Raw genomic sequence first — 20,219 nt, 5'->3', positions numbered from 1 at the left:
CCCCCTGTTCATATTATTATTGGTTCTCCTCCGGTCGGCTTGATCCGGAGAACTCCTGTGGCCACGTCAAACTCTATCGTTCTGCCAACGTGACCGCCTGTTTCCTCTGCTTTAAGCGGCACAGACCGTCCGGCAAGCATTTCTTTTGCTGCTTCGACATTTCGTTTTCCAATATGCAGATGATCGGTCTGAAACTGAAACATTCTTGCTCCCCCGGCAAGCTTTGCTTCGAGCGAAGCAATTGGAATACGCCGTCCTTCAAAGCCGGCAAATGCTTTTTGTAAAGCCGCATCGGTGTACTTCGCTTCGTTAATATGCTGGCCTTCTCTTGCCATGGAGGATGACGGAAGCATCGCATGGATCAGGCAGGCATACTGGTGGCGGAGCGAATAAATGACTATACCTACACAGGAACCAAGTCCGCTCGTAGTGAGAGTATCGCCGCCCCCGCCCCACTGCATATCAGCCATTGCCACTTTTATCTTCGCTTGTTTAATTTCCGTGTTTTTCATTCCCCGCCCTCCTGTACTCCGAGAGAGGCAAAAATTTCCGGAAGCGAGTGGGCGTCCGGGATCATAAAAAACCGGCCGGCCATCTGCGAGTGATTCTCTCCTTTTGTCATGTTCGTATCGATCATGATCGCTTCGTCCCCTTCAAGGCCTGCTTCGATAAGACCCTCGCTCAAAAGCGCTCCAATCATATCCACCGCAGACGAAGGGACCGTCGGCATCATATAAAGGCCGGTGAAATCGGAGAGAGCCGATAAATAAGAGCCTGCCAGAATATTTGTTAATTCGCACACTGCCGACTCAAGCAGCTCCTGCTCATTTTCCGGCGTGTACGGCAGATTCCAGCTTTGCACAAGCGACCTTCCCACTGCCTGCATCTCCTCCGGCTCGAGCACAAAAAATATGCTCCCGCTGACGCGGCCCGCGATGCGGAGAAACGTAACCGCCGCTACTTTTTCTTCCCCGCCCGCTGCTTCAAGCAGCTCCGGAAACGGTACCATCTGCACCGAAGGCACGCTGATCTGGACCGGCGTTTTCAGGAGGGAGGACAGTGCCGTAGCAGCATTGCCGCCCCCTATGGTTCCGATTTCCTTTAATATATCGAGCTCTACGTCTCGTGCGCCCATCATTTCACCTCTCCTTCATATGCAGTAGTTTGTACCAGCCGCCCGATCCGCTCTCCAATCGCATAAAGCGGGAGGATTTCATCGATGACGCCAGCCTGCAGCGCTGCCCGGGGCATCCCGTAGACAACAGCTGTTTCTTCTGATTCGGCGACTGCATAAAGTTCCGTCGCCGCTTTTAGCTTTTTTAATCCGTATGTACCATCATTACCCATCCCGGTTAGAATAACAGCGAGTACACGCAGACCTCCTAATTCGGCAAGAGAAGCAAGCAGAATATCCACCGACGGATGATAACGGTCGCCCATTTTGCTTTCACTGACTGCTGTTACCAGCCGGCCTCCTTTTCGCCGGACTTCAAGCTGCCGGCCTCCAGGAGCAATATAAACGGTTCCTTTCTGCAGTGCTTCTCCCTCCCCGGCTTCTTTTACACTCCAGCTGTAGTCGCGGTTCAGCCTGTCGGCAAGCGACCTTGTGAATCCGGGCGGCATATGCTGCACAATCAGAATCGGAAGTTCGACCGTTTCGGGCATCGAACGGAAAAGCTCATGCAAAGCTGCGGGACCGCCTGTGGACGTTCCGATCACCAGCAGATCCCAGCGTCCCGGTTTCCCGGGGGATTGAATGTTCATATACTCAGACTCCGTTCTACGTGCGGGCAGAAGCGAACAACCGCTGCTTCATCCCTGTAATAAAATGCCGAAACGGCGCACCGTCCGTTTTTGCAGACTGTTCCTTCTTCCACAGCCCTGCTGCAATCTGCTTCATGCTCTGGGCCGCACGGCTGTCAGGATACGCTATGACAAGCGGTGTCTGCTCCATGACTGCCCTGCTTACTTTAGGATCATTTGGCACCATGGGCAGCATGACAAGCTGCATGCTGAGAAAACGTTCACTCACAGTTATTAATTTCTGTGCGGCTGCCCGGCCGTCTTTTTTCTGCTCCACCCGGTTAATAACAGCCGCAAATGGAAAATCGCTTTTGTGGGAGCGGATGTATTTCATCATGGCGTAACCATCCATGAGCGCCGTCGGCTCAGGGGTTGTTACAAGAATTCCGCGTTCGGTCGTCGTAATCAGGTGCATATGATTTTCGTTCAGCCCTGCCCCCATATCAAAAATAATAAAATCAAATTCGCCTTCAAGCAGCTGCAGCTGTTCGTAAAACCGCTGCTTATGCTCCTCCTCCATATGAAAGACACCGGAAAGGCCCGAACCTCCCGCAATCCATTGCACACCGGAAGGACCGGACTGAATCAATTCAAAAATACTTTTATTTTCCGTGAACATTTCCTGAAACGGCAGAAGGGGCGTATACCCGAGCAGAATATCAAGGTTGGCCATGCCGGTGTCCATATCAATCAACAGCACCTCTGCACCAGCTTCTGCCAGGGAAATGGCCACGTTCAGGGAAACATTAGATTTGCCGACGCCCCCTTTTCCGCTTACTACCGACAACACTCTCGTCTGCCTGCGGCCCCGTTTCTGCATCTGAGCGCGCAGGCTTTCAGCCTGATCATTTTTCACCGAGTGTCCCCCCTGCTATTTTTGCTGCGAGCCATTTGTTGTCCGCGGGCTCAATGTCCTCCGGCACTTCCTGGCCCGTAGTGACAAATGCCACCCGGAGCGAAAATTCATCAATAATATTCAGAAGCGCTCCAAAGGACGTGGTTTCATCTGTTTTCGTGATAATAACTTCGTTTGATATATAGGGAAGAAATTTTTCAGCGACTTCCTTCATGTCTTTATATTTAGCCGTCAGAGACAGCACGAGCACCGTTTTAATCGGCTCTCCCGCCGGCAGCAGCCGCTGCGCGTCTTCCACCGTCTGTTCATGCAGAAAATTTCTTCCTGCTGAATCAATGAGCACATAATCATGCTCTCCGGACTGGGCCACTGCCTCCCTGTAATCTGCCTGGTCGTAAATAACATGCACCGGCGCTTCCATGATGGAGGCGTACGTATTCAGCTGTTCGACTGCTCCCATGCGGAAGGTGTCTGTAGTAAAAAAGGCAATGGACTTTTTTCTGCGGAGCATTTCCCGGGCGCCGAGCTTGGCAAGCGTCGTCGTTTTTCCGACGCCGGTCTGGCCGACCAGCTGAATCATCCGGGACGGCTTTGCTTCAACGCGGGGATGCCGGTCCTCCAGCCACTCTTCTATGCAGGCTTCGAGTACGGCTGCTTTTGGCCGGCTGGCCTTTTCTGCGTACCATTTCTCCATAAACCGGTTCATCAACTCTTCTTCCACCCGTTCGTTTACCTCCTGTGCCTTTAAGGCAGCGGCTACGGACTGAAAAGGAGCCGGCGCTGAAGCAGGAAGCACTCCCGGCGTTTTTTCCGGCGCCTGCACAGCCTTAGCCTCTTTCGGCGCGACCGGCTTTACGGCTTCTGCCGGAGGCGTACGCTCTTTTTTGCGGGGCGGGGCGTCATCGATACCTGCGTAAACTTCGAGCTTGTTCACGGACTTAAGCCCAAACCATCTTCTGACTTTCACCGGTCTTGAATGCAGAATAACCGCTTCATCCCCAAAGTCCTTCCGTACTTTCGCTACCGCTTCCGGCATCGAATCCGCTGTAATTTTTTTCATTCTCATTCATTATTCACCACCCCGACGCTTTGGATTTCTATGGAAGGCTCCAGTTCGTTATAGGATAATACCGGCATCTGGGGAAAAAACCGCTCAATCAGCTGACGTACATGCATGCGCACAGCCGGAGAACAGAGAATAACCGGTGTTTTCCCGATATTCATCAGCTGCTCGGCCTCTGCACCGATACGCTGAACCACCCGCTGGGACTCGTTTGGATCCATCGCCAGATAATTACCGCTTTCGGTCTGCTGCAGGGCATCGGCAATTTTCTTTTCAATGCCGCCGCTGAGTGTAACGACCTGCAGCAGCTCTTCTCCGTCCGCATACTGCTTCGATATCTGTCTCGACAGTGCCTGCCGTACATACTCTGTCACAATCTCCATGTCCCTGGTCATCGTGCCGTATTCCGCCAGCGCTTCAAAAATAGTCGGCATATTCCGGATGGATACCCCTTCCCGGAGCAGCTTGGCCAGCACCTTCTGCACATCCCCAATCGTAAGCGTTGAAGGAGTTACTTCTTCGACCAGCGTCGGATACGTTTCCTTCAGATGATCGATCAGCTGCTTTGTCTCCTCGCGACCGAGCAGCTCATGGGCGTGCGTTTTAATGACTTCGGTTAGATGCGTGCTTACGACCGACGGCGGATCCACCACCGTGTAGCCAGCGTCTTCAGCAATATCGCGCTCTTCTTCCGGAATCCAGAGGGCAGGAAGCCCGAACGCCGGCTCTGTCGTTTCGATGCCGTCAATCGGCTCTTCAGCCCCGGTGCCCATCGCCATATAATGGTCCATGTACAGCTCGCCCCGGGCGATTTCGCTGCCCCGCATGCGCACGACGTACTCTCCCGGCTGCAGCTGGATGTTGTCACGAATCCGTATCACCGGCACGACCATCCCGAGCTCAAGCGCCAGCTGGCGCCGGATCATCACGACCCGGTCAAGCAGGTCGCCTCCCTGTTTCGCATCCGCAAGAGGAATGAGGTTATAGCCAAATTCAAACTCGATCGGATCCACATCCAGCAGCTGCATCACGCTGTCCTGTGAACGCAGATCCTCCTCCTGCGCTTCTTCGGTTTCATGCACCGCTGCCTGCTCCTCCTGAAGCACTGTCTGCCTGATGGTAAAGCCGATAGCAGCCATTGCACCGGCAATGCAGGTGGTCAAAAAGAAGTTGATTGGCGTGAACACACCAAGTAAAAAGATGGCGCCCGCTGCCACAAACAGCATTGGTGGAAAGGCAAACAGCTGCTTTGTAATATCGTGGCCGAGGTTACCTTCGGACGCCGCCCGTGTCACGACAATACCCGTTGCTGTGGAAATAAGCAGCGCAGGTATCTGACTGACCAGGCCGTCGCCGACGGTAAGAAGCGTAAAGGTATTCGCAGCGGTGCCGATATCCATGCCGTGCTCGGTCATGCCGATCACAAGACCAAAAATAACGTTAATAATGACAATGACAATCCCTGCGATGGCATCCCCTTTTACAAACTTGCTCGCCCCGTCCATCGAGCCGTAAAAGTCCGCTTCCTGTTCAATTTTCTCCCGGCGCGCTTTGGCCTGCTGTTCGGAAATAACTCCCGCATTCAGGTCGGCATCGATGCTCATCTGCTTTCCCGGCATCGCGTCGAGGGTAAAGCGGGCTCCAACCTCCGACACTCGTTCGGCCCCTTTAACGATAACGACAAATTGAATGACAACAAGAATCACGAAAACCACCAGGCCGACAAAGGCGCTCCCCTGCACTACAAAGCTTCCGAACGTTTCGATGACGTTGCCTGCTTCGGCATTGCTTAAAATGGAACGGGTTGTTGAAACGTTCAGCCCGAGCCGGAACAGCGTCACAAGCAGAAGCAGTGTAGGAAAGATGCTGAATTCGAGCGGCTCCTTCGTATTCATCGCCACGAGAATAACCAGAAGCGCCAGGGAAATATTGGCCATGATTAAGACGTCTAAAATAAATGTCGGCAGCGGGATGATCAGCATAATAACAATCAATATAACGCCGAGCAGCACTGATAGTTCTCTAAATCCCATAACGTTGCTCCTTTTCTAGCCGTTTTTCCTTTTGATGCGGTACACGTAGGCAAGCACCTCGGCCACGGCTTTGAATAAATCTTCAGGTATTTCATCATCAATTTCGGACTGGGCGTACAGCGCACGGGCGAGCGGCTTGTTTTCCACCATCGGGATCGAGTGCTCGCCTGCTTTTTCTTTGATTTTCCGGGCCAGGTGGTCAGCCCCTTTGGCAATCACCTTTGGCGCACCCATCGCGCCTTCTTCGTAGCGGAGCGCCACTGCAAAGTGCGTCGGGTTCGTAATAACAACGTCTGCTTTCGGCACTTCCTCCATCATCCGCCCCATCGCCATTTCCTGCTGCTTCTGCTTTCGTTTACCGCGGATGAGCGGATCGCCCTCCATGTTTTTCATTTCCTGCTTTACGTCATGCTTGGACATGCGGATCTGCTTTTCGTGGTCATGCTTTTGATAAATATAGTCCGGCAGTGAAAGCACTAGCAGCAGCAGGCTCCCAATCAGTCCCATGAGCCCGGTCAGACGGGCAATTTCCATAAAGCCGTCCCCAACGTCCTTTTGCGATAAAAACAATAGCCGGTCGAGCGCCAGCCAGAGAATCGCAAAAACGACACCGCCGACGAGCGTAATTTTCAAAAGTGCCTTGGCGAGCTCCACGAGCGCCCGGGCCGAAAAGATCCGCTTGATGCCGCTGAGCGGGTTAATCTTTTCCAGCTTCATTTTGATCGGCTCGCCTGTAAACAAAAATCCTACCTGCGTGAGCGATGCGGCAACACCCGCCACCATGGCGACGAGCATCACCGGCAGAATAATGATTACGGACTGGATCGTAATTTCCTGAAGCATTGCCGGCACACTGGCTTTTGTAATTTCCCACTGCATGTATTCTATGTATGTATGTGTCATTAACGCTTTTAAGTGATTGAAAATGGTGCCTCCGTACATGTAGAAGAGCGCAAATACTAAAAACAGGATGACCGCCGTATTCACATCATTGCTTTTCGGAACCTGGCCCTTCTGCCTCGTGTCCCTGCGCTTTTTAGGAGTGGCCTCCTCCGTTTTTTCCTGTGAAAAAAACTGCAGATCAAGTGTCCACTTCATTCCTGTCCCTCCCCTAAAAGCTCAAGCAGTCCGCGCGAGACGTGAAACATATCTTCATACAAGTACTGGATGGCCAGAAACATCCCAGGGATTGCCACCACAAGCAGCGGCAGCCCCGCCACAATTTTCAGCGGCAGCCCGACGACGAACACGTTCATCTGTGGAACCGCCCGCGCCATAATTCCTAAAGCAAGATCAACGAGAAAGAGCGAACCGACGATCGGAAATGCCAGCTGAAAAGCAAGAATAAACATCTGGTTAAACGCTTCTGCCACGTGCGTGACGACCGCTTCATCGCCGAACGCAAGTCCCGTCTGGTCGATGGGCACAAAGCTGTAGCTGTAGTAAATGCCGTCAAGCAGCAGATGATGTCCGTTCACCGCCAAAAGCATTAACAGCGCAAAAGCGTAAAAGTAACCGCCAAACAGTGGGCTCTGCGCGCCCGTCTGCGGATCCACCACATTCGCCATCAAAAAGCCGAGGGAAATATCGAGAAACATCCCGGCGGTCTGCACCGCGTACAGCATAATCGTTGCGATAAGCCCGATAGCAAGCCCGAGCATAACCTCCTTTAGCAGAAGAAGGATGTACTCGCCGTCCACCGTCATCAGCGGGGCATCCAGTGCCGGGAAAATAGCCAGGGCAAGAAAAAATGCCAAACCTACTTTAAATTGATTCGGAATAGTCCGATAAGAGAAAAGAGGCATCGTCGTAAAGAAAGCGAGCACTCGCACAAGCACCAGGGAAAAAGCCGGGAGCTGCTCTATTATTGCTTCCATCGTCTGTTCATCCGATGAACTGCTGCGCGTGATACCACAGGTTTCTCGTGTACTCCACCAGCTGTGTCAGCATCCACGGGCCGAGCACGAGCATGGCGGCCAAAACGCCAAGAATCTTTGGTATAAATGCGAGCGTCTGCTCCTGAATCTGGGTGGTCGCCTGAAATATGGCGACCCCAAAGCCGAGTACGAGCGCAATAACAAGCAGCGGCCCCGCGATTAAAAAAACCATCCATATTCCCTGTTGTGCGATCTGCATTACCTGTTCTGCTGACATACATTTCTTCCTTTCTTCATCCCGGCTAGGTGTAGCTGAGGAGCAGCGACTCTACAATCAGATACCAGCCGTCCACGAGCACAAACAGTAAAATTTTAAACGGCAGACTAATCATGACAGGCGGAAGCATCATCATCCCCATGCTCATGAGTACGCTTGCCACAATCATGTCAATAACAAGAAAAGGCACAAAAATGAGAAACCCCATCTGGAAAGCTGTTTTCAGCTCGCTGATGGCAAACGCCGGAACGAGCGATGTGAGCGGAATGTCTTCGACCGATTCCGGGCGCTCTTCGCCCGCATAATCCATAAACAGCGCCAGATCTTTTTCCCGTGTGTACCGGGACATAAATTCCTTCATCGGGCCGACCGCTTCGGTCAGCGCTTCATTTTGGTCGATTTCTCCTGCCATCAGAGGACTGAACGCCTGCTCGTTTACTTCCGAAAGCGTCGGCGCCATGATGAAGAAGGTTAAAAATAAGGCAAGGCCGATAAGCACCTGATTTGGCGGTGTCTGCTGCGTGGCAAGACCCATCCGCACAAAGCTCAGCACGACCACGATTCTGGTAAAGCAGGTCATCAGCACTAAAATACCGGGAGCAAGAGACAAAACAGTGAGCAGCAGCACAAGCTGTACCGATGTCGCCGCTCCTTCTCCGCCGCCCTCAAGCAGTCCGCTGAAATCAAGCGCAGGAAGAGCACTAATAATCATCGCCGTTCCTCCTTCACTTCCGTGCGGTTATCCGGCGCCTCCGGATGCTTCGCGTCACGTGCTGTTTTCAGCCGATCTTCGAGCACCGACTGAAAGGACTGGCTGCTTTTTTCCTCTGTTTTCCCGCGTGTTTTCCATTTATCCAGCAAGGACGGGACACCTGTATATGTATTCTGTTCCTGGGCGGTAATCCGCTCCTGTTCTTCTTTATCCTCAATTTCCTGAAGCAGCGAAATCGTATCCCCCACTCCGACCACAAGCATTTTATCCCCAATTTTAACTACCTGAATCGATTTATTCTGCCCAAGCCCAATACCGCCAATGCTTTGAAGTGAGCGGGTGGATTGGTATTTGCTTGTTTTTTTGTTGATAAATTTCAGCAGCCAGAACAGCAGTCCGAGAACAACCGCAAGCGCTCCAATCATCTTTACAAAGTTCAGCCACAGGTTGCCATTATCCATTACTGCCGGCGCCGTCTCATCGTCTGCCGGAGCTTCTTCACTTCCAGCTGCCGGGTCCTCCTGGTTTTCCTGCGGATTCAGGGACTCATTGACAGTAGTGCTGGCAAGCGCTGTATCAGCGCCCGCCAGAATAATTACTGTCATCATTACACCTATGATTACTGCGTATTTCCAGTTCATTTTCTTCCCCCGCGGCAGGCCATCAGCCTAACGTTTTATTAATTGCTTCAAGTACACGGTCTGCCTGAAACGGCTTTACGATGAAATCTTTAGCCCCCGCCTGAATCGCATCGATGACCATCGACTGCTGACCCATGGCTGAACACATGATCACCTTGGCGTTCGGATCCGCCGCCTTGATTTCCTTCAGTGCTTCAATCCCGTCTTTATCAGGCATCGTAATATCAAGCGTCACCAGGTCCGGCGACGTTTCCTGGAACTTTTCCACTGCTTCGTTTCCATCCTTTGCTTCTCCTACTACGTTAAACCCGTTCTTTTCCAGAATATCTTTGATCATCATCCGCATGAACGCGGCGTCGTCTACTACTAAAACTGAATATCCCATGTTTTCCACTCCCTGTTTTGTCGTTATTTTAATTGCGCAACCCGTTCTCTCGGACTGAGAATTTCCGTAATGCGTACGCCGAAATTTTCATCGATGACAACGACTTCCCCTTTAGCTACCGGCTTTTGGTTCACCAGTACATCGACAGGTTCGCCGGCAAGCTTATCAAGCTCGACCACTGAGCCCTGGGACAGTGACAAAATATCTTTGATCGGCTGCCGCGATCTGCCAAGCTCCACCGTTACATCAAGCGATATATCCATCAGCATATCGAGATTCCCGCCGCCGTCATTATATCTGTGCGCAGGCTCCTCAAGCTCGGAAAAGGCGGCTCCGCTTACTGTCGGAGCTGCTTTTGGCTCCTGTGCTCGGGCTCTCTGCGGCTCGGCTTCCTGCCGTCCGGAAGGCTCCGGGGCAGGCTGGTGCTTCGGTTCGGGCTGCGGAGCTCCGGTGCTTGCCCCGAGCAGCTCTTCCACCATTTTCTTCGCGAAGCCAAGCGGGATGAGCTGCATAATGTAGGAGTCCATCAGCTCCCCTATCTGGATACGGAAGGCGATCTGTACGACCGTATCCTCATCGGGAATGTAGCGGGCCGACTCTTCTTCTTCGAGGTTCATAATATTGACGCCCGGTGGAGAAATATCCACCCGTTTGTTAAAAATGGTGCTCATCGATGTGGATGCCGATCCCATCATTTGATTCATCGCTTCCTGGACCGCGCTTTGCTGCATTTCATCAATGCCAGCTGCCTCATCAACCTGCCCGTCGCCACCCATCATCAGGTTGGCGATAATGCTTGCGTCCGTCATGCTGATCACAAACAGATTCGTGCCTTCAAACCCTTCGGTGTATTCCACATTTACCGCTACGTGAGGACGTGGAAAGGACTTTTCCACCATTTCGGTCGACACCGCTTTTACGCCTGGTATAGTAATGCTCACTTTTTGATTCAGCAGGCTCGACAGGGCGGTGGCTGCGCTGCTGAAGCTGATATTGCCAATTTCGCCGAGCGTATCCTTTTCTTCGGTGGAAAGCAGATGATCGAGTTCCTCATCTTCCGTGGAAGAAGCAATTTCTTCAGCAGGCGTCTCCCCGGAGGAAGCGCCGCTGTCGTCATCATCGTCTGCTCCGACGTTTTTTAGCAGCTCGTTAATTTCGTCCTGCGAAAGCATATCGTCATTACTCATGCTGTTCTTCTCCCTCCTCTATCTTTTCTAGAATCTGTACAGCCATATGGCTGCGCTTTTTCCCCGGCTGAGCCGTAAATTTCTTTCTGCTGCCTACGTGCACCTCGAGCGGGTCATGGATGTGCTGTTTGAGCGTTAAAACGTCTCCACGCTCCATATGTAAAAGCTCTTCGATGGTGATAGAGGAAGTGCCAAGGATTGCCTGCAGGGAAACATTTCCCTGCAGCAGCCACTCGTTCAGATGCTCCACTTCCTGCTGGTCCCGCTCTTTTACTTTCGTCTGCATCCAGTAGTGGGTAGTAAGCTTGGGCAGTATCTCTTCAAGCACCATATGCGGAAGGCACAGATTAATCATTCCCGACGTTTCTCCAATCGTTGTGGTTAAAGAAATAACCACCACGGTTTCGTTTGGAGAGACCATCTGAAGAAACTGCGGATTCACTTCAATTTCGGATCCGATGGTTTCAATACTCAGCACTGATTCCCAGGCACTCTGGAAGGATTCGAGAATCATCTGCATAAAGGAGCTCAAAAGCTTTGTTTCAATTTCCGTCAGCTTTTCCACCTTGTTCATACTCTGGCCCTGACCGCCGAGCAGCCGGTCGAGCATGGCGTATCCGACGTGCGGGTTGACCTCCATGAGCATCCGTCCTTCAAGCGGCGGCGCTTCAAACACATTCAGCAGCGTCATTTTAGGAATTGAGCGGATGAATTCGTCGTAGGGCACCTGATCCACAGAGGCTACGCTGATATCCACAAAGGATCGCAGCTGTCCTGAAAGCGCCGTGGTAAGAATTCTGGCAAAATTTTCATGAATTCTTGACAGGCCCCGGATCTGTTCTTTGGAAAAGCGCAGGGCGCGTTTAAAATCGTAGGAACGGACCTTGCGTTCATTTTCTTCTTTTTTTAACTGCTCACCGTCCATTTCTCCGGTGGACAATCCGGACAAAAGGGCATCTATTTCATGCTGGGATAGTACATCTGACAAGAGGTTTTCACCTCCCTTTCTCTTCTCTCGGGCGGATGCTGGGTTACTGAATGACGCGTTCGGTCGTATAGACCCGCTGCACTTCCCCTTCAGTCATAACCTCATTCACTTTTTCCCTGATTCGTCCTTCCATTTCGGTGGTCCCTTCCGAGCCTTCGATGTCTCCGGGTTCGAGCTGGGCCAGTTCATGGATAATGATGTTGTTAATCTGATAGTCGCGCTGCTCCAGTTCTTCCCGGGCTTTTTCGTTATCGGCCTGCAGGCTGAACATCGTTTTAATATAGCGGTCGTTGCCTTTAAGGTTGGTGGTCATTTCGTCCATGTCCCAGGTGAGCTCCCTCAGCTCTTCAGCGCTTAATTCCTCTGCCTTTTCTTCTTCACTGCCCTCTGCCTGTTCAGAGGACCCCAGAAACTGATACACAGCAGCAGCCGCACCGGCAATAAGTACAAGGGTCAAAAGCATAATCATCATTATTTTTCCTGCTTTGCTTTTTAACATAGCTCAGACGTTCTCCCCTTTTCGGCCGGCCGGCATCCATGTCCGCCGGTAAAACCGTTCGGCAAGATCCATCACTTCACTGAGGCTTTCCCGAACAACAATTTTGTTGCCGTTCAACAGCGTAATCGTCGTGTCCGGCGCTGCTTCGACCTGCTCAATCAATGTAGTGTTCAGCACGAACGGGCGTCCGTTTAATTTTGTTAATTCCATCATAGTTAATTGAGGGGCAGTACTTTGCCCCTGTCTCCCCCGATTTCATTCATTAGTTACCGCTTGATGTTGAGCAGTTCCTGCAGCACTTCGTCTGCTGTCGTAATACCCCGCGTGTTCGCCTGGAACCCGCGCTGGGCAGTGATCATTTCCGTAAACTCCTCGGACAGGTCAACGTTGGACATTTCAAGCGCTCCGGCCACTACTTCGCCCGCTCCACCCTGGCCTGGCTCAAGGTTGTTGGGAGCTCCTGAGTTCAACGAAGCCCGGTAAACGTTGCCGCCTGATTTTTCAAGTCCACCCGGATTTGCAAATGTGGCTATCCCCAGCTGGGCAACCGTCTCAGTAGCTTCGTTCTGGTTGACAATATTAACATTACCAGCAGCATCGATACTGAAGCTCCGGGCTTCTTCGTCGATGTTAATAACATCTCCATCCGTGTCCAGTACATACAACCCTTCGGCGTTCACCATATCTCCGTTATCATCAAGATAGAAGTTACCGGCCCGTGTAAAGCTTTCTCCCTCTTCTGTCGGATTCTGCAGGCGGAAATAGCCGGAGCCGGAAATTGCGAGGTCCAGCTCGCGCCCGGTATTTTGCAGGCTGCCCTGCGTGTCCACCGTATCAATGCTTCCCATCTCACTTCCCAGACCGACCTGTTTTGCGTTCACACCGCCCCGGCCGCCCTCAGCTGCTGCGGCCGAGCCGGTCTGCTGGCTCATCATATCCTGAAATGTCGGGCGTCCTTTTTTGAATCCCTGGGTATTAACGTTTGCGATGTTGTTGCTGATAACGTCCAATTTCTGCTGAAAGTTCTTCATTCCTGCAATTCCTGAATACATAGAGCGTAGCATCGTATTCCTCCTTTGGTTTAAGCGGGCCCCGTCTGTCTGTCGGGAGCCCAGGCCTCCTTGCGGTCAAGCCTTTTACATGAATATAACGCCGTCAATATTTGTAAACGTGTGATTTGCCGCTTCCTGCTTTGACATTGCTGTAATAACGGTCCGGCTCTCCGCGTTCACGACCAGTGCCGCTTCCGGAAACACCACGACAGATTCCTTGACACCCTTTTCTGCCGCCTCATCTAGCTTCACCTGCATCTGCTCCCAGTCTGCGCTTTTGATATGGACATTTCTTTCTTCCATTCGTTTGGCAGCGTGCTTGCTGATTTTGACATCAGGAGCTGTAAGCTCGTTTTGCAGCAGCGAGGCAAATGAACCAGCCTGCTGTTTTTCCGGTCGTGGCGTGTTGGCTGTACTGGACGGAACCGGCATTCTGGCATAGTTGTGCACCTTTGAATAATCCATGCTGTTCCTTCCTTCGTATCAGCTTTCCTTTGCAGCCGTCTCATCCTCTCCGATGTTCACCACCTGCCTGCCATCAATCCAGCGGCCGGAGTCAAGCTCGACCATAATGTTTCCCTGCGTATCTTTTTTCACCGACATAATTTCGTTCCGGCCCGTCTGCACATCCTCATTAGGTGTATTGGCGTTTACGAGCGACTGCCAAGTTACGTCCTGACCGATCAGCCCGCTCAGCTGCATTAGGGCATCCTGCGCCATAAACTGCGTCGACTGCTCCATCGATTTATTCATGTTATTCATCTGCTCGAGCGTACTGAAGTTGGCAATCTGCGACACGTATTCAGTGTCGTTCATCGGCTCAAGCGGGTTCTGGTTTTGCAGCTGGGTGATGAGCAGTTTTAAAAAATCATCTTTATCCATGTTGCCGTTGCTGTTTTCAGCGGCAAAGGGCGATTTGCTGTTTGAAGCGTTGTTCAGCTGCATATTATCTGTAATCGTACTCACCGTTTATTCACCTCCTTTAAATTCGTTCGTTGACCGAAAGCTGCTGTAAAATATCTTCAAACGAGCGTTCTTCCTCTTCGGAAGACTCTTCCTCCATATTTACCGCTTCCCGCTGTTCCTCAGGTTCTTCTTTCTGCTCTTCTTCTTTATAGAAATCCGGGTGCTCTGCTACTTCGATGCGTTCAACCTGCAGATTCTGCTGCAGGAAGGAATGTCTCAGCTGATGCACGCTGCCTTCCACGAGCTCCTGCGCCCCTTTGGAGGTTGTAATCAGCTGGGCGGTCCATTGTCCTTCGATTTTCGTGAGCTTCACATCGAGCCGGCCCAGGTGCTCAGGGTGGAGACGAATCGTATAGGAAGCCCCGTTTTTCAGCTGGGCAGTGTTCATCGTCCCGAGCGTCTGCTGAAACTGCTTTAAAAATTCGGCCTGGCGCTGATTTCCTTCAGACGCCGGCGGGAGCTGAATCACGAGCGGCGTATTAGGCTGAAGCGCTCTCGGCTCTCCAGCGCCAGCTGTTGGTACTGGAGGGGCTGAAGCATTCCCTGCTTCACCGCGAATACTCTGCAGAATCTGCTCTAGCTGCTCAGTAAACGCTTCGTTCTTATCCGCCCCTGCTGTTGAAGACACCAGCGGCTGCTTTTTCACCAGGGCCGAAAGACTTTGGATAAACGCAGTCAGCTGCTTTTCCGGCGTTTCTCCAGCGGACGGTTGAAGGGCTTTCGGCACCCAGGTGCCTGGCTGCTCTCGTCCACTGAGGTATTTCTGCCACTGCTGAAGGTCTCGTTTTACCATCTGGGTGCCGGTATCTGCCGCCGCTTCCTTACCGGGGGCAGGGCTTGCCCATCCAGCTGGCACATGCGACAGTAACTGTGGCCGCAGCTCGGCGATGCTTTTGGCGTCTGCCTGCTGGTCCAGAAAGGAAATCAGCTGCCGGACCTCCGGTGTTTTTTCCGGAAACAGAATGTTGACCTTTTCGAGCGGAGACATTTCCTTCTCTGTCAGCTGACCATTCTCCTGGTTTGCCTTGAGACCGTCTTCCTGTACCGGCGCTCCGGCGGCTACTGCTGATGCTGCTAGAACGGCTTCCGGACGGACACTTTCTGTTTTATCTGATAAAACCTTTGAAAGAAGCGCAGCCAGTTCATTCAGCCTGCTCGTAAATACTTCTTCTGCCTGTTTTTTTTCCTCTCCCTCCAGGGCTTTGGAAAGCAGCGGTCCGGCAGCCTCCTCCAGCTTTTCTGCTGCCACCTGTACCGCCTGCTGATCGCGGGGAGCAAGGTCGTTAAACCGGGCTGCGAGCTGCTCAAGCACCGGCAATTCTGCTTTTCCAGCCATATCTTTAATGGCGCTGATTGGGGACTCCCGCCTTTTCTCCCCTGGAGCAGCATCTTTTCCTGCAACTGTTTCTGCGTCCGGAGAATGAAGAACAACGGCAAGCTTTGTGAAAATATTTTCCGCTCCTGCCGGCATTTCTTCCTTCGCTGGTCCTTCACCGCCCTGTTCGTTACGTACGAGCTCAGCGATATACATCACGGCATCCTCAAATTCGGGATGCTGTTGCATCAGCGCATTGATTGTTTCCGGCTCTGCTTCGATGGCTTCCATTATCTGCTCAGCAGAAGGCCCGGCATGTTCCGTCCCATTTTCCATAACCGGCTGTTTCCCCGTTATTGAGGTGGCACCGGCAAACAGAGCGGCAAATGCTGACTGACCACCTCCTGTCTGAGCGGATACGGACATAACGCCCTGGCCCGGTGACGCCGGCCGGCCGGTAATTGCTGTCTCCATAGCGGCCTCCTTTCTTTTACTGTTCCAGGTCGAGGCCTTCAATCCCCGAGACAACGGAAGCAGCAAGCTCTTCATCCATCTCTTCGAGTATGGCAGCCTGCTCCTCCGGCTGCAGCGTGTACAAATGCTGGACAATAACTTCTGTTTCCTGCTGCCCGAGCACTGCTGCCGCAGTTGCCGGCTTCATTTCCTCGTAAATTTTCTGGGCTGAACCGGTATTCCCGCCGTTTTCTTCCTCTTCATTATTCTCTTCTGTTTCTGATTCGAGCGTCAGTTCCTCAAGCTCTTCTTCCACGCTTTCAAGCTCCTGCTCCCGTTCATCCAGCCGCTGCTGCAGTTCGACGATTTCCTCTTCCTTGGCTTCGAGTTCTTCACCGGAAGCTCCGGCGTCATCGGCACTTTCTTCGCTGCCGGTGACCGACTTCATTACGTCCTGGCCGAGCTGAGTAACATTTATCCCCATAAAGGACATAACAGCTACCGACAGAACAATGGCGAAAACAAGCGGGATAAGAAACAGCATGAAAAACCATTGAAAGAAACTGCCTTTTTTCTTTTCTTTTTCAGCCATAATGCTGCACCGTCTGCTTCTGAAGATACATTTGTACTGCCGTGTCATCCATGGCCATACGCTCATGCCGCTTTAATTTTTCCATATGTTTTGCTTCTTCTTTTTCTTTTATCAGCTCAAGCTTCCGGTTTTCACGCCATGCTTCCTGCATCGCTTTTTCTTCACGCTGCATCATCCAGCGCGCCTTGCTTACCGCTTCTTCAAGAACGGCTGCTTCCCGTTCATACATATGCAGCATTTTTTCCTGCTGACGAAGCTCCCGCACTGTCACTCCACGGGTCATTTTCTCCCGGTTTATTTCTTCTGCGTGCTCCTTGGAACGGAGCATTTCATAGAGGGTCCCTGCTTTCTGCTCAAACTGGTCCACTGCCTCATTGTAGGATTTTACCTTCTGGTCTTTTTCGCGGTCTCTCAGCTGCAGCAGCTGTTCTAAAGAAAATTGGTAGGACATTAGGATGCTCCTTTCTCCATAACGTTTTGCAGCTTTTGCAGCGTCTGTTTCATGGTCGATGCTTCCATCGACCGCTGCTGGATAAGCGCTTCAACGGCAGGTAATTTTTCCAGTGCCTCGTCGGTTTCGGGGGAGCTGCCTTTGCGGTAGGCCCCAATTCGTATAAGGTCTTCTGCTTCCCGGTAAGCCGCAAGCCAGCTTTTCACTTTCGAGGCTGCCTCCTGATGAGCTTTATCCGTAACCTCTGACATCACCCGGCTGACGCTTTGAAGCACGTCGATGGCCGGAAAATGATTTTTATTCGCAAGCGACCGTTCGAGCACAAAGTGACCGTCAAGAATCCCGCGTACAGCGTCGGCAATCGGCTCATTCATATCGTCCCCGTCCACAAGCACCGTATAAAACGCAGTAATCGAGCCTTCGTTGCTTGTGCCGGTTCGCTCGAGCAGTCCCGGCAGGAGGGCGAATACTGACGGCGGGTATCCTTTTGTCGTAGGAGGCTCGCCAATCGCAAGGCCGATTTCTCTTCGTGCCATTGCAAATCGGGTGATGGAGTCCATCATGAAATTGACCTTTTTTCCTTTGGAACGAAAATATTCAGCAATAGCTGTGGCCGTGTAGGCTCCCTGGATTCGCATCGAAGCGGGCTGGTCGGAGGTCGCTACAATCAGCACTGATCTGGCCATCCCCTCTTCTCCGAGGTCGCGTTCGATAAAATCCCGGACCTCGCGTCCGCGCTCTCCGATAAGTGCGATTACGTTAATGTCGGCTTCCGTGTAACGCGTGATCATCGAAAGCAGGGTGCTTTTTCCGACACCGCTTCCGGCAAAGATGCCTATCCGCTGGCCTTCGCCCATCGTGAGCAGGCTGTCAATCACTCTCACGCCGGTCGGCATGATGTTTTTAATCCTCGGGCGGTCAAGCGGAGCAGGCGGTGCTGCCTCCGAAGAAACGCTGACCAGTCCTTCCGGAAGCTCCTGATGATCCATCGGCTCTCCCATGCCATTTAGTACGCGCCCGACCAGCCCTGCTCCTGCCTTGATTTTCAGTGGCTTGCCGGTGGCTTCGACCGTACAGCCCGGGCTGATATTTTTTAACGACTCCAGCGGCATCAGCAGCACGTATTCCTGCCGGAACCCAACTACTTCAGCGGCCGTGGAACTGTCGCTTCCGACACCATATATGTAGCAGATGTCACCGACGTTTGTTTTCGGCCCGCGCGACTCCACCATTAATCCAATCACCCGTTCCACACTTCCATAGGAACGGTACAGAGACATCTGTTTCACCTGTTTCGCTGCATGCTCTGCTCTCATACCGGCATGCCCTCTTTAACAACAGCCTGAAGCTGTTTTTTTAATTCCTGGAGCTGAGTGTCAAGGGAGACGTCGAGCTTTCCGAAGTCCGTTTCGAGCACGCACTGCCGCTCCTTCATCTGCGCGTCAGGATAAATGGTCACCTTCTGGTCGCTCCCCGCCGCGCTCTGCAGCTCCTCTTTATACATTCGTAAATCTTCATAATCTTCCGCGCTGACGAGCACGCGGATGTTTCCCTGCTCACGCAGAGACCCAATCGCAGTCGACAGCTGCATCCGCCAGTGTTCATCCGGAAGCCATTCCGGGCCGAGCATTTTTTCAAGCGCCTGCACTGCAATATCGATCACCGTCGGTTCGGCTTCATTCAGGCGTTCATGAAAAGCCTGTTCAGCAGATTCTATGATCCGTCCGGCGTGGCTGATCTGTTCCTGCCACGCTTCGAAGCCTTTCTCCTCCCCGCTCTTAAAACCTTCGGCATATCCTTGTTGCTTGGCCTCTTCGGCCCATACAGCAATACGATTCCCGGCGTCTTTTTCTTCCTGTCTGATTTTTTCCTGGGTTTCCTTCCAGGCCTGTTCGGCCCGCTCATGCAGACGCCCCGCCTCTTCTTTTAACTGTTCGGCCTGACGCTGCTGGAGAAAATGCTCGTCTGCCTGTGGAGACGCTTCTTCAAACACGATTTTTCTGGGCGCAATGGTTCGATGCTCTGCGCTGACGTGCGTGCGAAATACGTTAGACAATAACATCATCTCCTCCGCCGCGGGCAATGACGATTTCCCCCGTTTCTTCGAGTCTGCGTATAATACCGACAATTCTCGACTGTGCTTCTTCTACATCACGCAGCCGTACCGGCCCCATAAATTCCATTTCCTCCTGGAACGTTTCGGCCATCCGCTGGGACATGTTCTGGAAAACGACTTCTTTCACCTGCTCGCTTGCCACCTTAAGGGCAAGCTGCAAATCATCATTATTGACGTCGCGTACAACCCGCTGAATGGAGCGGTTATCAAGCGCCACCACGTCTTCAAACACAAACATCCGCTTTTTAATTTCTTCAGCCAGCTCCGGATCCTCCTGTTCCAGGGATTCAAGAATAATCTTTTCTGTGCTGCGGTCCACCCCGTTCAGCACCTCCACGACAGATTCAATGCCTCCTGCTTCGGTGAAATCCTGGGTGACGGATGTGGAAAGCTTTTGTTCAAGCACTGCTTCCACTTCGCTTACGATCTCCGGTGAAGTCCGGTCCATTTTCGCAATGCGCCGGGCTACATCAGTCTGCTGCGTTTCGGGCAGCTCCGACAAAATCTGTCCTGCCTGGCCCGGTTCCAGGTAGGAAAGCACAAGGGCGATGGTCTGCGGATGCTCATTTTGAATGAAGTTCAGCACCTGGGAGGGCTCAGCCTTGCGGGCAAAATCAAACGGCTTTACCTGCAGCGATGATGTGAGGCGGTTGATCATATGCATCGCTTCCTCTTCGCCAAGCGCTTTTTCAAGCACGCTTTTGGCGTAGCCGATGCCTCCCTGGGAAATGTAATCCTGGGCAATCGCTATCTGATGAAATTCATTCATCACTTCTTCTTTTTTTGAGCTTTCTACCTTTCGGACGTTCGCAATTTCAAGCGTCAGCTTTTCAATCTCTTCTTCCCGTAAATGCTTATATACTTCGGCTGAAACGTCCGGGCCCAGTGAAATGAGCAGCACAGCTGCCTTTTGTTTCCCGGTCAGCGTTTCTTTTCTTTTCTGCAATTGCTGC

General features: G+C 52.2%; 25 protein-coding genes. All 25 read right to left on the bottom strand.

Annotation, left to right across the window (positions count from 1 at the left end; all coding sequences use genetic code 11):
* Positions 1-8 precede the first annotated feature (8 nt).
* Complete coding sequence (locus ACTRXH_RS02490; protein WP_474280424.1) at positions 9-512, bottom strand: chemotaxis protein CheD; 504 nt, start codon at positions 510-512, stop codon at positions 9-11.
* On the bottom strand, positions 509-1,138 hold the full coding sequence (locus tag ACTRXH_RS02485; protein ID WP_474280422.1) for a chemotaxis protein CheC: 630 nt from the start codon (positions 1,136-1,138) through the stop codon (positions 509-511). Before ACTRXH_RS02485 ends, ACTRXH_RS02490 begins: the two co-directional genes overlap by 4 nt.
* Entirely contained in the window at positions 1,135-1,764 is a 630-nt protein-coding gene (locus tag ACTRXH_RS02480; RefSeq protein ID WP_474280420.1) for a CheB methylesterase domain-containing protein, read from the bottom strand. The genes ACTRXH_RS02485 and ACTRXH_RS02480 overlap by 4 nt, the downstream gene beginning before the upstream one ends.
* Positions 1,765-1,780: 16 nt before the next feature.
* Positions 1,781-2,659, bottom strand: coding sequence for a MinD/ParA family protein (locus ACTRXH_RS02475; protein WP_474280418.1), 879 nt, complete (start codon positions 2,657-2,659; stop codon positions 1,781-1,783).
* The gene (locus tag ACTRXH_RS02470) at positions 2,649-3,725 is read right to left on the bottom strand and encodes a flagellar biosynthesis protein FlhF (RefSeq protein ID WP_474280416.1); all 1,077 of its coding nucleotides are present in this window, start codon (positions 3,723-3,725) and stop codon (positions 2,649-2,651) included. Before ACTRXH_RS02470 ends, ACTRXH_RS02475 begins: the two co-directional genes overlap by 11 nt.
* Positions 3,722-5,755, bottom strand: a complete 2,034-nt coding sequence (gene flhA / locus ACTRXH_RS02465; RefSeq protein ID WP_322524682.1) for a flagellar biosynthesis protein FlhA — start codon at positions 5,753-5,755, stop codon at positions 3,722-3,724. The genes ACTRXH_RS02470 and flhA overlap by 4 nt, the downstream gene beginning before the upstream one ends.
* A 15-nt stretch (positions 5,756-5,770) precedes the next feature.
* Entirely contained in the window at positions 5,771-6,853 is a 1,083-nt protein-coding gene (flhB, locus tag ACTRXH_RS02460) for a flagellar biosynthesis protein FlhB (RefSeq protein ID WP_474280414.1), read from the bottom strand.
* The gene (fliR, locus tag ACTRXH_RS02455; RefSeq protein ID WP_474260517.1) at positions 6,850-7,632 is read right to left on the bottom strand and encodes a flagellar biosynthetic protein FliR; all 783 of its coding nucleotides are present in this window, start codon (positions 7,630-7,632) and stop codon (positions 6,850-6,852) included. The genes flhB and fliR overlap by 4 nt, the downstream gene beginning before the upstream one ends.
* A gap of 7 nt (positions 7,633-7,639) precedes the next feature.
* Complete coding sequence (gene fliQ / locus ACTRXH_RS02450; RefSeq protein ID WP_022792784.1) at positions 7,640-7,909, bottom strand: flagellar biosynthesis protein FliQ; 270 nt, start codon at positions 7,907-7,909, stop codon at positions 7,640-7,642.
* A 25-nt stretch (positions 7,910-7,934) separates the two neighbouring features.
* On the bottom strand, positions 7,935-8,621 hold the full coding sequence (gene fliP / locus ACTRXH_RS02445) for a flagellar type III secretion system pore protein FliP (protein WP_022792783.1): 687 nt from the start codon (positions 8,619-8,621) through the stop codon (positions 7,935-7,937).
* Positions 8,618-9,262, bottom strand: a complete 645-nt coding sequence (locus tag ACTRXH_RS02440) for a flagellar biosynthetic protein FliO (RefSeq protein WP_474280412.1) — start codon at positions 9,260-9,262, stop codon at positions 8,618-8,620. The genes fliP and ACTRXH_RS02440 overlap by 4 nt, the downstream gene beginning before the upstream one ends.
* A gap of 22 nt (positions 9,263-9,284) precedes the next feature.
* Positions 9,285-9,647 (bottom strand): response regulator, encoded by a 363-nt coding sequence (locus ACTRXH_RS02435; protein WP_322524678.1) that lies wholly within the window; start codon positions 9,645-9,647, stop codon positions 9,285-9,287.
* Positions 9,648-9,670: 23 nt separating this feature from the next.
* On the bottom strand, positions 9,671-10,834 hold the full coding sequence (fliY, locus tag ACTRXH_RS02430; RefSeq protein ID WP_474280410.1) for a flagellar motor switch phosphatase FliY: 1,164 nt from the start codon (positions 10,832-10,834) through the stop codon (positions 9,671-9,673).
* Positions 10,827-11,822, bottom strand: coding sequence for a flagellar motor switch protein FliM (fliM, locus tag ACTRXH_RS02425; RefSeq protein ID WP_474260511.1), 996 nt, complete (start codon positions 11,820-11,822; stop codon positions 10,827-10,829). The genes fliY and fliM overlap by 8 nt, the downstream gene beginning before the upstream one ends.
* 43 nt (positions 11,823-11,865) lie before the next feature.
* Entirely contained in the window at positions 11,866-12,294 is a 429-nt protein-coding gene (locus tag ACTRXH_RS02420) for a flagellar basal body-associated FliL family protein (protein ID WP_474260509.1), read from the bottom strand.
* A gap of 30 nt (positions 12,295-12,324) precedes the next feature.
* On the bottom strand, positions 12,325-12,534 hold the full coding sequence (locus ACTRXH_RS02415; protein WP_474260507.1) for a flagellar FlbD family protein: 210 nt from the start codon (positions 12,532-12,534) through the stop codon (positions 12,325-12,327).
* A gap of 53 nt (positions 12,535-12,587) precedes the next feature.
* Complete coding sequence (flgG, locus tag ACTRXH_RS02410; protein ID WP_474277357.1) at positions 12,588-13,385, bottom strand: flagellar basal body rod protein FlgG; 798 nt, start codon at positions 13,383-13,385, stop codon at positions 12,588-12,590.
* A 72-nt stretch (positions 13,386-13,457) separates the two neighbouring features.
* Positions 13,458-13,838, bottom strand: a complete 381-nt coding sequence (locus ACTRXH_RS02405; RefSeq protein ID WP_474277354.1) for a TIGR02530 family flagellar biosynthesis protein — start codon at positions 13,836-13,838, stop codon at positions 13,458-13,460.
* A gap of 18 nt (positions 13,839-13,856) precedes the next feature.
* Positions 13,857-14,339 carry a flagellar hook capping FlgD N-terminal domain-containing protein gene (locus ACTRXH_RS02400; RefSeq protein WP_474277350.1) on the bottom strand — a complete coding sequence of 161 codons (483 nt, stop codon included), beginning with the start codon at positions 14,337-14,339 and terminating at the stop codon, positions 13,857-13,859.
* Between the two features lie 16 nt (positions 14,340-14,355).
* The gene (locus tag ACTRXH_RS02395; RefSeq protein WP_474280408.1) at positions 14,356-16,128 is read right to left on the bottom strand and encodes a flagellar hook-length control protein FliK; all 1,773 of its coding nucleotides are present in this window, start codon (positions 16,126-16,128) and stop codon (positions 14,356-14,358) included.
* Between the two features lie 16 nt (positions 16,129-16,144).
* On the bottom strand, positions 16,145-16,699 hold the full coding sequence (locus ACTRXH_RS02390) for a MotE family protein (protein ID WP_474260499.1): 555 nt from the start codon (positions 16,697-16,699) through the stop codon (positions 16,145-16,147).
* A complete protein-coding gene (gene fliJ, locus ACTRXH_RS02385) occupies positions 16,692-17,150 on the bottom strand; it encodes a flagellar export protein FliJ (RefSeq protein WP_474260497.1) in 459 nt (152 codons plus the stop codon). Before fliJ ends, ACTRXH_RS02390 begins: the two co-directional genes overlap by 8 nt.
* Positions 17,150-18,466, bottom strand: a complete 1,317-nt coding sequence (gene fliI / locus ACTRXH_RS02380; protein ID WP_474280406.1) for a flagellar protein export ATPase FliI — start codon at positions 18,464-18,466, stop codon at positions 17,150-17,152. The genes fliJ and fliI overlap by 1 nt, the downstream gene beginning before the upstream one ends.
* A complete protein-coding gene (fliH, locus tag ACTRXH_RS02375; RefSeq protein ID WP_474280404.1) occupies positions 18,463-19,206 on the bottom strand; it encodes a flagellar assembly protein FliH in 744 nt (247 codons plus the stop codon). Before fliH ends, fliI begins: the two co-directional genes overlap by 4 nt.
* Positions 19,199-20,212, bottom strand: coding sequence for a flagellar motor switch protein FliG (fliG, locus tag ACTRXH_RS02370; RefSeq protein WP_474260491.1), 1,014 nt, complete (start codon positions 20,210-20,212; stop codon positions 19,199-19,201). Before fliG ends, fliH begins: the two co-directional genes overlap by 8 nt.
* Positions 20,213-20,219 lie beyond the last annotated feature (7 nt).

It is taken from the genome of Marinococcus sp. LNHM5E3-2.1 (genome assembly GCF_056034365.1).
The sequence above is the reverse complement of the archived record's forward strand: the minus strand, read 5'-3'. Positions and strand labels throughout refer to the sequence as shown.

Excerpts from the sequence above, each read along its gene's own strand:
- fliP (WP_022792783.1), bottom strand. The coding sequence starts at position 8,621 with ATGATTATTAGTGCTCTTCCTGCGCTTGATTTCAGCGGACTGCTTGAG.
- ACTRXH_RS02405 (WP_474277354.1), bottom strand. The coding sequence starts at position 13,838 with ATGGATTATTCAAAGGTGCACAACTATGCCAGAATGCCGGTTCCGTCC.
- flgG (WP_474277357.1), bottom strand. The coding sequence starts at position 13,385 with ATGCTACGCTCTATGTATTCAGGAATTGCAGGAATGAAGAACTTTCAG.
- flhA (WP_322524682.1), bottom strand. The coding sequence starts at position 5,755 with ATGGGATTTAGAGAACTATCAGTGCTGCTCGGCGTTATATTGATTGTT.
- fliJ (WP_474260497.1), bottom strand. The coding sequence starts at position 17,150 with ATGTCCTACCAATTTTCTTTAGAACAGCTGCTGCAGCTGAGAGACCGC.
- ACTRXH_RS02480 (WP_474280420.1), bottom strand. The coding sequence starts at position 1,764 with ATGAACATTCAATCCCCCGGGAAACCGGGACGCTGGGATCTGCTGGTG.
- ACTRXH_RS02490 (WP_474280424.1), bottom strand. The coding sequence starts at position 512 with ATGAAAAACACGGAAATTAAACAAGCGAAGATAAAAGTGGCAATGGCT.
- flhB (WP_474280414.1), bottom strand. The coding sequence starts at position 6,853 with ATGAAGTGGACACTTGATCTGCAGTTTTTTTCACAGGAAAAAACGGAG.
- ACTRXH_RS02395 (WP_474280408.1), bottom strand. The coding sequence starts at position 16,128 with ATGGAGACAGCAATTACCGGCCGGCCGGCGTCACCGGGCCAGGGCGTT.
- ACTRXH_RS02390 (WP_474260499.1), bottom strand. The coding sequence starts at position 16,699 with ATGGCTGAAAAAGAAAAGAAAAAAGGCAGTTTCTTTCAATGGTTTTTC.
- fliI (WP_474280406.1), bottom strand. The coding sequence starts at position 18,466 with ATGAGAGCAGAGCATGCAGCGAAACAGGTGAAACAGATGTCTCTGTAC.
- fliQ (WP_022792784.1), bottom strand. The coding sequence starts at position 7,909 with ATGTCAGCAGAACAGGTAATGCAGATCGCACAACAGGGAATATGGATG.
- fliR (WP_474260517.1), bottom strand. The coding sequence starts at position 7,632 with ATGGAAGCAATAATAGAGCAGCTCCCGGCTTTTTCCCTGGTGCTTGTG.
- fliY (WP_474280410.1), bottom strand. The coding sequence starts at position 10,834 with ATGAGTAATGACGATATGCTTTCGCAGGACGAAATTAACGAGCTGCTA.
- ACTRXH_RS02485 (WP_474280422.1), bottom strand. The coding sequence starts at position 1,138 with ATGATGGGCGCACGAGACGTAGAGCTCGATATATTAAAGGAAATCGGA.
- ACTRXH_RS02420 (WP_474260509.1), bottom strand. The coding sequence starts at position 12,294 with ATGATGATTATGCTTTTGACCCTTGTACTTATTGCCGGTGCGGCTGCT.
- ACTRXH_RS02415 (WP_474260507.1), bottom strand. The coding sequence starts at position 12,534 with ATGATGGAATTAACAAAATTAAACGGACGCCCGTTCGTGCTGAACACT.
- ACTRXH_RS02470 (WP_474280416.1), bottom strand. The coding sequence starts at position 3,725 with ATGAGAATGAAAAAAATTACAGCGGATTCGATGCCGGAAGCGGTAGCG.
- ACTRXH_RS02440 (WP_474280412.1), bottom strand. The coding sequence starts at position 9,262 with ATGAACTGGAAATACGCAGTAATCATAGGTGTAATGATGACAGTAATT.
- ACTRXH_RS02435 (WP_322524678.1), bottom strand. The coding sequence starts at position 9,647 with ATGGGATATTCAGTTTTAGTAGTAGACGACGCCGCGTTCATGCGGATG.